Source organism: Candidatus Cloacimonadota bacterium (genome assembly GCA_021734245.1).
Classification (GTDB): Bacteria; Cloacimonadota; Cloacimonadia; order Cloacimonadales; family TCS61; genus B137-G9.
Window position 1 is genome coordinate 1 of record JAIPJH010000105.1, and the last position, 9,494, is coordinate 9,494.

Below are 9,494 nucleotides of genomic sequence, written 5' to 3' on the forward strand. Positions count from 1 at the left end.
TGCCTTTACTAACAATAGTCTCAAGTTCTTCATGTTCTGCCTTGCTTAGCGTCACTCTGTACTTTATCATAATCACCTCACTTTTGTGAGACAATTATTCTCATCCCTTACGACTTGTCAAGCTTGACATGACACTAGTCTTTGTCTTTTAAATAGCAGAATAATATTCTCAATACCATTTGAAGAAGTGATACACACAATTCTGCGAGATGGTTTCCTTCTGGTAATACTCAAAAAGTTACCTCAAAATAAAAAAAAAGCAGCGGAAAATCGCTGCTTTTTTGATTTTATCTAGTATTATGCATCAATAATCTGCATTTTACTGTATTCATATTCAGTAAATTTGACAACATACCAGGGACAGTAAATACCAAGTGTGATAACTGTTAAGATTATGCCATGCAGAATTATTATACTGAATAGCTCTCCACCTTCTAACTCGAGTGCAAATTTACCATTTTCACCATAAGTGGTATTATTCATAATATAGTTTGCAATTTTGGCAACTGCCCAGGGTGAATAAATTCCCAAGGTGATTATGGTCAAAATGCCCTGAATCAAATACAAAGAGAAGAGCTCTCCTCCTTCTGCAGTAAAACCAAATTTTTCTCCATCATAACTGGTTCTTTCCAGAATATTTCTTCTGATCTTAACCATAGCCCAGGGAGTGTAAATGCCAAGCGTAATTGCACAAAGAATTCCCTGAATAAATATCAAACACCAGAAATCACATAAATTTGAAGTGTCAAATTGGAAATTCTTGCCTTTATAAACCAGATTTTTCGTATAATATTCGGTGATTTTCAAATTTGCGATTGGTCCATATATTCCCAAGGTGATAGCTGTTAGAATGTAATTTACCAGATACAAACTGAGCAAATCTCCACCACTTCCTTCAAAACTGAATTCGATGCCGTCCAAGCTTGTTTTACCAGCCATGTATTTAACGATTTTAACGATTGCCCAGGGAATATAAATCCCCAGTGTGATTACAGATAGTAACAAATTAACAAGAAAAATTAAAAATAACTCTCCCCCTTTGCCATGGAACTGAAATTGTCCTCGCATTTTACCTCCCTTCTATATTTGTGTGCTGATCTCTTTTTATATTGTATTTAACAGCCCAGGCTAAAAAAATACCACAGATCGTTTGTCTTAAAGGCTGCAAAAAACGCTGGTAATTTTTGATAGTATTGGAATTGCTGGTCAATCTGATCAATATCTTGAGCTTTCTTGGATAATCGATCAAAAGCATTATGCCAGAGCAGATCAATTGCCAACATAATATTCCCAAACCAATTTTGAGCCATAATTCCTGAGCTAAAATATTTGATATGAAAAGATAAAAAATCAGGTTAGCCAAACAGAAAATAATCCAGACGGGACCATTAATAATGAAAAAAGTTTTAGTTTTGCCGATCATTAAGATTTTCCTTTTTTAAATCTTCATGAATCAATATTTACTAAATCTTTAGGAATTTTAAAGGAACCGTTTCAAAAAACTAGCTGCATTTTCCTGTTCAAATTTCAAATTTCCTAACCCTTTTTAAATGAATTTTAATCACATCCTTATAAATTTTTATTCTAAATTATTGTCAAATAAATTATTAAATTCCTCTATATAGAACTGAAGTAAAATAATTATTTTGTAGATCAGGCTTATAGCTCACTGCGTTGCCCGGCTGCTTAAAAATTAATTTACGATTTCAAATCGAAAAATATTTTTTATGCCATTTTACCTACTTATAATCTGCGTCTTCACGATTTTATACTGTCTCCAACTGGACAGCAGTGAATGAACGTTTAAATAAAATGAATGAGAATAAGTGTAATACTCCTTAATGTGTATATTTAACAATGTTTAACCATGTATGTTGTTTAGCGGCTCAAAAATCAACGCATTAAAGAGTTTTTTAAAATAAAGCTGAAGACAAAATGCAAAAAATTAGTAAAGCTTATAGAATTAAAATTATCAATACCAAAAATAAGCTGAAACTATCTAAGATTTTATATAGAGCAAAAACATTTTTACCATGCTTTAAATTTATACATTTTAAAATCATATTGATCAACATACGTCATTTTCCATTGACGCAAAAAGTAATCTGTCAAAAATGAACTCAGCTCATTAAGTTTAGCAATTTCAATGGATTATTGGTTTTGCTTGACGTAAAATTGTGCGTAAAAGAAGTGAATAAAGTATAGATGGAGGAGATATGGATTATTTCTTAACAGAAGATCAACTGGAAATAAAAGAAATTGCCCGTCAGGTAGCGGAAGAAAAGATCAAGCCTGTGCGGGCAAAATATGATGAAGATGATGCTTTCCCCTGGGAAATCGTAGAAGTCTTCAAGCAGACCGATCTGTTTGCTGTTCTCATTCCGGAAGAGTATGATGGAATCAGCGGAAATGTGCTGGATGTTGCAATTATAACTGAAGAGCTCAGTCGTGTCTGCGGCGGTATCGGCCTTTCCCTGGGTGGAACCGGCTTGGGAATCTATCCTGTTCTGATCGCTGGCAGTGAAGAGCAGAAACAAAAATATCTGCCGCTTATTGCCAATGGTGAAAAACTGGCTGCTTTTGCTCTTACCGAAGCCAATGCCGGATCGGATGCCGGCGGCGTTGAATGTACAGCAGTAATAGACGGTGATCATTATATCTTGAATGGAACTAAACAGTGGATAACCAATGGTGGCGAAGCGGATATTTACACAGTTTTTGCCCTGACTGATAAAGCAAGAGGTGCCCGAGGTGCTTCCTGTCTGATCGTAGAAAAAGGTATGGAAGGTTTCTCTTTCGGTAAGAAAGAAGACAAAATGGGAATTCGCGGCTCAGCTACTCGCGAGCTGATCTTCGATAATGTAAAAGTTCCGGTGGAAAACCTGGTGGGACGCGAAGGAACCGGTTTTATGACAGCTATGAAAACTCTGGATAAATCTCGCCCGATGGTAGCAGCTCAGGCGGTGGGAATTGCTCAGGGAGCTTACGAAGAAGCAGCCAAATATTCCAAAGAACGTCATCAATTCGGTAAGCCGATCTCAGCCAATCAAGGCGTTCAGTTCATGCTGGCCGATATGGCAACCCAGATCGAAGCAGCCCGTGCTCTGGTTTATGCTACTGCTCGTCTTATCGATTCCGGTGCTAAACGTTATGCCAAAGAATCTGCCATGTGCAAACTTTTTGCTTCCGATATGGCCATGAAAGTTACTACCGATGCAGTGCAAATTCTGGGTGGCTATGGCTACATGAAAGAATATCCGGTAGAAAAAATGATGCGCGATGCCAAGATCACTCAAATTTACGAAGGAACCAATCAAATTCAAAGATCGGTAATTGCTTCCAATCTGCTTAAGGAATTTTAATAGAGTCGATAAATGGGAAATCAGCAATTTCTCCTCATCGTTCTTTCAGTAATTATAATTGGCATTGCTATTGCGGCAGGATTGCAGATTCAGCATGTGCAGGCTGTCAGTAGTCATCGTCAGATCATGATCTCCAGAATGAACGATCTGCTTTTCCAGGCTATAGCTTATTGGAAAACACCGGCTGTACAAGGTGGTGGAGGAGGTTCTTTTGTCGGCTTTACACCGGCCGGAGCAGTTGATTCCGATCATGTGGCATCCAACTCTCCAGGAGCTGTTAAACTTCTGGAAGAAGATGCTAATTATTTTATCGAGTGGTATTTCAATGATCGACTCAAGATCATTGCCTCGTCCAAACTGTTTGGAGAAGGAAATTACTGGAATAACACCTATAATGCCAGGATTGTTGCTGTATTCGATAAAAATGGCAATGTTGATGCAAATGGTTTTCAAATTTCCGGAAACTGGTAAAAAGAGCCTGCTGTAAATGTGTAAAATTTTATTCAAGGAAAGGTAATTGTGAAGAAGTTACTAGTTCATATCTGTTGTGCACCGTGTTTTGCAGCACCTTATTTTCATTTGAAAGAGGAAGACTGGGATATTCATGGCTTCTGGTATAACAACAATATTCATCCCTACCAGGAATATCAGAAACGACTGCAAACTTTGCAGAAATTTGCCGAAGAAGAAAATATTGACCTCATCATCAAAGATGAATATGAACTGGAAAAATTCCTGCGCCAGGCTGCTTTTAGAGAAGGTGAACGCTGCCGCAGCTGTTATTATGAACGATTGAAATATGCGGCGATCGTTGCCAAAAAGGGAAACTTCGATCATTTCACGACCACTCTTTTATACAGCAAATTTCAACAGCATGAACTGATAAAAGAAATTGGCGAAGCTCTGGGAAAAGAGTACGGTGTTCCATTTTATTATCAGGATTTCCGTAAGTTTTGGAAGGAAGGAATAGAACTTTCCAAACAAAAAAAAATGTATCGCCAGCAGTATTGCGGCTGTATTTACAGTGAAAGAGATCGTTATCTGGAAAACAGAAGATGAAAGAATTATCGAGTCTTGTAATTATTATTGGAGTTATCTTGATATTGGTGGGTATTCTGATCCGGTTTACTCCCATGTTAAAATATCTGGGAAAACTGCCTGGAGATATTCGCATTGAAAAAGAGAATTTCCGGTTTTATTTTCCCATTACAACTCTGATTTTAATAAGTGTGATAATCAATGTTTTGATCAGGATTTTCCGAAAATAGGAGTATAGATGAACAGTGTGAAGACCTTTGCTAAAATGAAAAAAGATAATCAGAAGATCGTGATGCTTACTGCCTATGATTATCCTTCTGCCAAATATAACGAGGCGGCAGGAGTTGATATCATCCTGGTTGGAGACAGCCTGGGCATGGTTGTTCAGGGATATCATGATACTCTGCAGGTAACCATGGACGATATGATCTATCATACCAGGGCCACCAGAAGAGGAGCTCCCAATACGTTTATTGCCGGAGATATGCCGTTCATGTCCTATCACATAAATCTGGAAGAAACCAAGAAAAATGCTGCCAGGTTCATTATCGAAGCAGGAGCAAATGCTGTAAAACTGGAAGGCGGAACTCTAGCCAGGATCGAAATGATCAGGGCAATTAGAGATTGTGAAATTCCGGTGGTGGCTCATCTGGGTCTTACTCCTCAATCTATCCATGCTCTGGGCGGTTATGCTATTCAGGGCAAGAAGCAAAAGGATTTTGAGCTTCTGAAAGAACAGGCTCTGGCCGTGCAGAATGCAGGTGCGTTCATGTTGGTTCTGGAAGGTATTCCCGAACAACTGGGCAAAGAGATCTCCGAAATGCTGAAAATTCCCACAATCGGCATCGGAGCTGGACGTTACACAGACGGGCAGGTTCTGGTCTATCACGATATTTTAGGAATGTCTGATCTGGAACCGAAGTTTTTGAAGATTTATGCCAGACTTTCCCAGACCATAACGGAAAGTATAAAAAGCTATTATGGTGATGTTAAAAAAGGCAGCTTTCCTGCTGAAGAACATGTTTATAAACCAATAAAATAAAGGAAAAACAAAAAAATATGTACGACGAATTTAAATCAACCGAAATGACAGCCGAAGATAAAATAATGGCTGTGAATAATTTAAAGAAAACCCTGGAAGATAATTTCGTAACTCTGGGACAGCTTCTATCCGAGATCAAACGCACCAAACTTTTCAAATTCAAAGGCTTTAAAAATTTTAAAGAATTCGTGGAAAATGAGTTTAATATCAGCAGCAGTTTTGCCAATCGTCTCATCGGAACTTATGAACTTTTCATCGAAGAGCTGGATGTGGACGAAATGTCAGTGAAAAATATCGGACTGGATAAACTGAACATGATCAAACCACTGCTGAAAGATACCAGCTACGAAGAAACTGAAAGCTGGATAAAAAAAGCGGAAGAACTTCCCACCACTGATTTAAGAGAAGAGATCAAAGAAGTGCGCGAGCAGAAAAAAGAAAAGGAAAAGAACCTGAAAGATGTCTTTATAGATCAGTATGTGGAAAAGATGGTGACTTTTTTCAACTGCAGCCGAAAAGAATTGAATTTCAAACTGGCTCTCTATTTTCAGGATGCCGATCTGGAAGAGATTAGAAATGAGGTGCGCCTTAAACAGCGAAAATTTGAAGAGACCGGAGAAGTGTAGATTACAGGTTTTGTACTGAAAAGAGAAGTGTGATAAAGCTCCCATTTGGAAGGGGAGATGCGGCAGTTGCCTAAGTGGGGTTTTGTGTATTTTTAGCCCCCTTTAATTCCCCCTTATCAAGGGAGACAAAGTGGAGGATAGCAGATAGAAAACTCTTGATTTTCATATTTATCTAAAGAAAAATCAAAAGGAGCACATTATGCAGCAACTAAGAATTTTATGGGTCGACGACGAGATAGAACATCTCAAACCTTTCGTGATCTTTTTAAACGATCGCGGTTTTAAAGTGCAGACAGTTTCCAACGGTTCAGATGCCATCGATCTGGCGGTAAAGGAGAAATTCGATCTGATCCTGCTGGACGAAATGATGCCGGGCATGGACGGTCTTACTACTTTACGAGAAATCAAGAAGATCAATACAGCGATTCCGGTGATAATGGTTACCAAAAGCGAGGAAGAAGGCATCATGGAAGATGCTATCGCCGGTCAGATCGCAGATTATCTGATCAAACCTGTTAATCCTAACCAGATCATTATGGCGATAAAAAAGATATTCCAATCCGATGAGATCAGGCGCAATAAGATTGGAGAGGAATATTCCCACTTTTCAGCCGAGTTAAATCAGCGATTGTTTGCTCAACCCAGCTGGGAAGAGTGGTACAAAATATATATCGATATGTGCAAATGGGACCTTGCTTTGGACGAAGTAAACGATACAGCTCTGACCCAAACTCATTTTCTGGAAAAGATGAACTGCAATGCGGAATTCTGCAATTATGTTGTTAATAATTATAAAAATTGGCTGAAAACTGATGATCGTCCTGACCTTTCCTTTGATGTGATCTCGGAGCATATCATACCAAATCTTAATGAAGAAAAACCGGTTTATTTAATCGTTCTGGACTGCATGAGACTGGATCAGTATTATGCCATCGAGCCTTTCCTGCAGGAGATGTTCGATGTTGAACTGAAACTTTATTACTCCATTTTACCAACGGCTACGCCCTATTCCAGGAATGCAATCTTCAGTGGAATGCTGCCCAGCGATATTGCCGAAAGCTACCCCGAATACTGGGTGGGTTCTTCCGATCTTGATAATAGTAGAAACCGGAATGAACATCAGCTTCTGGAAGCGCATATTAAAGATCTGGGTTACGATCTGGAGCAAAGCAAGTATGTGAAAGTATTCACTATCGATGAAGGAAATTTTGTGCTTCGCAAAATCGAAACCTGGGATAATGATAAATTGATCGTGCTGGTTTATAACTTTCTGGATTTGCTGGCTCATCACCGTTCCAAAAGCCAGATTCTGAAAGAAACTATTCCCGACGAATCTGCTCTGCGCGCTTTTACCAAACACTGGTTTTTGCATTCAACTTTTTATGAAGCACTCAAAGAGATCCAGAAGCAGGGGGCAACAGTTGTCATCACCACCGATCATGGTTCGATCCGTGTAAATCGTGCCAGTCAAATTGTGGGTGATCGCGAAACTACGACAACGGTTCGTTATAAACAAGGTCGCAATCTTACCTGCAACGACAAGCATGCACTTTACGTAAAAGAGCCTGAAGAATACGGCCTGCCATCCCGCAATATGATCGAGAATTATGTGCTGGCTAAAGATGATTACTATTTTGTCTATCCCAATTCTTTCCATCAATATATGAAGCAGTTCAACGGTACTTTCCAGCACGGCGGAATTTCCATGGAAGAGATGCTGCTGCCGCTTTCAGTGTGCAAACCAAAATCATAAACTCATCCCATTCTTCGCGCAAGGCTACGCCCTGGCAGGCTGCTTTCCCTCTTTTTTAAAAGTAAGATAGGGAACATCAGATCAGCAGTGAGAAATATATTAATAAATGAAAAAAGTAATTCTAAAATCAGAAAAAGATACAGAAAATCTGACAAAAGAAATAGCTGAGAAGCTGCAACTAGGAGAGGTGATTGCGCTTTACGGTCCGCTGGGAGCTGGAAAAACCTTTTTCACTAAGAAATTATGCTATCATCTTGGTGTTAAAGAAAATGTCAGCAGTCCCAGTTATGTGCTGATGAATGAATATAGGGGAAAATTTCCCATTTGTCACCTTGATCTTTATAGATTGGGTACAGCAGAAGAACTTCTGGAGCTGGGACTTTTCGATCTTTTTGATGAATGTATAACTATAATTGAATGGGCAGAGATCGCAGAAGATATTCTGCCTGATAACACAAAAAAAATCCGGTTTGAATTTTCAGGTTCAAACCGGATTGTTTATCTAAATTTTTAAAATTTATTTTACCAGCTCGTAGACAATAATTCCCAACAATACAACGATAATAATATTGCCCCATAAGAGGCGGTTTTTCAAGTCTTCTATCTGGTAACGGTTCTCCTGGATCTTGTCCTCCAGGCGGATCAGCATGTGCTCCAATCCGGAAAATTTATCAGCAAAATTATCGATCTTTTTTACCTTTTTCATGTTCTCAAAATCTTTGAAGAAATGTTTGATCATATCAAAGAACATGTTGATCAATCCAACTACGATCGGGCTCTGTTTTTTCTTATCAGGAAATTTATTCATATCTATCTCCAAAATTTAATTATTTTCACTTTAAACATTTACTGAAGTCGGGAATTTCGTGTCAATGAATTTAAAAAGTTTTGCTTTTGCTTAACTGATAAAGCTGAAATACAGTACAAGACGAATCAGTAACTTATATCATTTCAGAGAAGAAAGTTATAAGCGTTAAAATACAGATATTATAAGTTATGCCATTATCAACGGGATATAATTTTAAGCACTTGAAATCCTCGAAGCTTTCATCGGGATTTAAAATTTTTTCTTCTTCCAAGTGAAGATTTTCTGTATTTATTTCTGAATTTGTGCAGAACAAATCTGTACAGAAAATAAATATTCGATCTTCAGATTCTATAGACGAATTTAGCAATATACTCTTTTTGTTTACTAAGGGGATTATTATGTTAAATGTGTTTTACTTCAGAGGAAAGTGGAAAAATTATCGTGAAATATTGAGAGACACTTTATAAAAAAAGAAGAAATGAGTCCAAATCCTTTCAATTCATCAGCCGACACTAAGTATACATTACATAAAGAAGCTATTACTTCAATTGACATTTATAATTTAAATAGGTGAGAAGGTAAAAACACTTCTTCATAAAACACGATCAGCAGCAAATTATCCCATTACTTGGAATGGAAAAGATGATAACAGTAAAACAGTATCTTCAGGAATTTATTTTTACAATATGCAAGCTGGAGAATTTTCTGCAACTAAGAAAATGATAATGCTGAAATAGTATCAAATGACCATATGTGTTTTTAAAGAACTGCTTTACAAGCAGTTGCGTTAATGGATTTTTTTAGGCATTGTCCAAGAACAGACTTGCCGGCATGGCTCCGGAGGTTTTCAGCCGGAGCCGTTGCC

The 9,494-nt window shown here is 38.0% G+C and carries 11 protein-coding genes; 8 read left to right on the forward strand and 3 right to left on the reverse strand.

Annotated features, from left to right (window positions below; translation table 11 throughout):
- Window positions 1-297: 297 nt before the first annotated feature.
- Both K9N40_12045 and K9N40_12050 read right to left on the reverse strand, forming a co-directional pair.
- Window positions 298-1,068: a DUF898 domain-containing protein gene (locus tag K9N40_12045; protein ID MCF7815200.1), complete on the reverse strand. Its 771-nt coding sequence runs from the start codon at window positions 1,066-1,068 to the stop codon at window positions 298-300.
- Between the two features lies 1 nt (window position 1,069).
- Window positions 1,070-1,423 carry a hypothetical protein gene (locus tag K9N40_12050; protein ID MCF7815201.1) on the reverse strand — a complete coding sequence of 118 codons (354 nt, stop codon included), beginning with the start codon at window positions 1,421-1,423 and terminating at the stop codon, window positions 1,070-1,072.
- Window positions 1,424-2,216: 793 nt separating this feature from the next.
- On the opposite strand from K9N40_12050, the gene K9N40_12055 reads away from it, so the two are divergent.
- The 8 genes from K9N40_12055 (at window position 2,217) to tsaE (ending at window position 8,335) form a co-directional block, all read left to right on the forward strand.
- Window positions 2,217-3,362, forward strand: a complete 1,146-nt coding sequence (locus tag K9N40_12055) for an acyl-CoA dehydrogenase family protein (GenBank protein MCF7815202.1) — start codon at window positions 2,217-2,219, stop codon at window positions 3,360-3,362.
- 12 nt (window positions 3,363-3,374) lie between these two features.
- Window positions 3,375-3,833, forward strand: a complete 459-nt coding sequence (locus tag K9N40_12060; GenBank protein ID MCF7815203.1) for a hypothetical protein — start codon at window positions 3,375-3,377, stop codon at window positions 3,831-3,833.
- A gap of 48 nt (window positions 3,834-3,881) precedes the next feature.
- Window positions 3,882-4,421 (forward strand): epoxyqueuosine reductase QueH, encoded by a 540-nt coding sequence (locus K9N40_12065; protein ID MCF7815204.1) that lies wholly within the window; start codon window positions 3,882-3,884, stop codon window positions 4,419-4,421.
- On the forward strand, window positions 4,418-4,630 hold the full coding sequence (locus tag K9N40_12070) for a DUF2905 domain-containing protein (protein MCF7815205.1): 213 nt from the start codon (window positions 4,418-4,420) through the stop codon (window positions 4,628-4,630). Before K9N40_12065 ends, K9N40_12070 begins: the two co-directional genes overlap by 4 nt.
- Window positions 4,631-4,638: 8 nt before the next feature.
- The gene (panB, locus tag K9N40_12075) at window positions 4,639-5,442 is read left to right on the forward strand and encodes a 3-methyl-2-oxobutanoate hydroxymethyltransferase (protein MCF7815206.1); all 804 of its coding nucleotides are present in this window, start codon (window positions 4,639-4,641) and stop codon (window positions 5,440-5,442) included.
- Between the two features lie 17 nt (window positions 5,443-5,459).
- Entirely contained in the window at window positions 5,460-6,068 is a 609-nt protein-coding gene (locus K9N40_12080) for a hypothetical protein (GenBank protein ID MCF7815207.1), read from the forward strand.
- Window positions 6,069-6,267: 199 nt separating this feature from the next.
- Window positions 6,268-7,821 (forward strand): response regulator, encoded by a 1,554-nt coding sequence (locus K9N40_12085; GenBank protein ID MCF7815208.1) that lies wholly within the window; start codon window positions 6,268-6,270, stop codon window positions 7,819-7,821.
- 106 nt (window positions 7,822-7,927) lie between these two features.
- Window positions 7,928-8,335 (forward strand): tRNA (adenosine(37)-N6)-threonylcarbamoyltransferase complex ATPase subunit type 1 TsaE, encoded by a 408-nt coding sequence (gene tsaE / locus K9N40_12090; GenBank protein ID MCF7815209.1) that lies wholly within the window; start codon window positions 7,928-7,930, stop codon window positions 8,333-8,335.
- A gap of 3 nt (window positions 8,336-8,338) precedes the next feature.
- Here the strand turns inward: tsaE and K9N40_12095 are convergent, their stop codons facing one another.
- Window positions 8,339-8,629, reverse strand: coding sequence for a hypothetical protein (locus tag K9N40_12095; GenBank protein MCF7815210.1), 291 nt, complete (start codon window positions 8,627-8,629; stop codon window positions 8,339-8,341).
- Window positions 8,630-9,494: the final 865 nt, after the last annotated feature.

Coding starts and splice junctions, on each gene's coding strand:
- tsaE (MCF7815209.1), top strand. CDS start 7,928: ATGAAAAAAGTAATTCTAAAATCAGAAAAAGATACAGAAAATCTGACA.
- K9N40_12055 (MCF7815202.1), top strand. CDS start 2,217: ATGGATTATTTCTTAACAGAAGATCAACTGGAAATAAAAGAAATTGCC.
- K9N40_12095 (MCF7815210.1), bottom strand. CDS start 8,629: ATGAATAAATTTCCTGATAAGAAAAAACAGAGCCCGATCGTAGTTGGA.
- panB (MCF7815206.1), top strand. CDS start 4,639: ATGAACAGTGTGAAGACCTTTGCTAAAATGAAAAAAGATAATCAGAAG.
- K9N40_12080 (MCF7815207.1), top strand. CDS start 5,460: ATGTACGACGAATTTAAATCAACCGAAATGACAGCCGAAGATAAAATA.
- K9N40_12045 (MCF7815200.1), bottom strand. CDS start 1,068: ATGCGAGGACAATTTCAGTTCCATGGCAAAGGGGGAGAGTTATTTTTA.
- K9N40_12070 (MCF7815205.1), top strand. CDS start 4,418: ATGAAAGAATTATCGAGTCTTGTAATTATTATTGGAGTTATCTTGATA.
- K9N40_12060 (MCF7815203.1), top strand. CDS start 3,375: ATGGGAAATCAGCAATTTCTCCTCATCGTTCTTTCAGTAATTATAATT.
- K9N40_12050 (MCF7815201.1), bottom strand. CDS start 1,423: ATGATCGGCAAAACTAAAACTTTTTTCATTATTAATGGTCCCGTCTGG.
- K9N40_12085 (MCF7815208.1), top strand. CDS start 6,268: ATGCAGCAACTAAGAATTTTATGGGTCGACGACGAGATAGAACATCTC.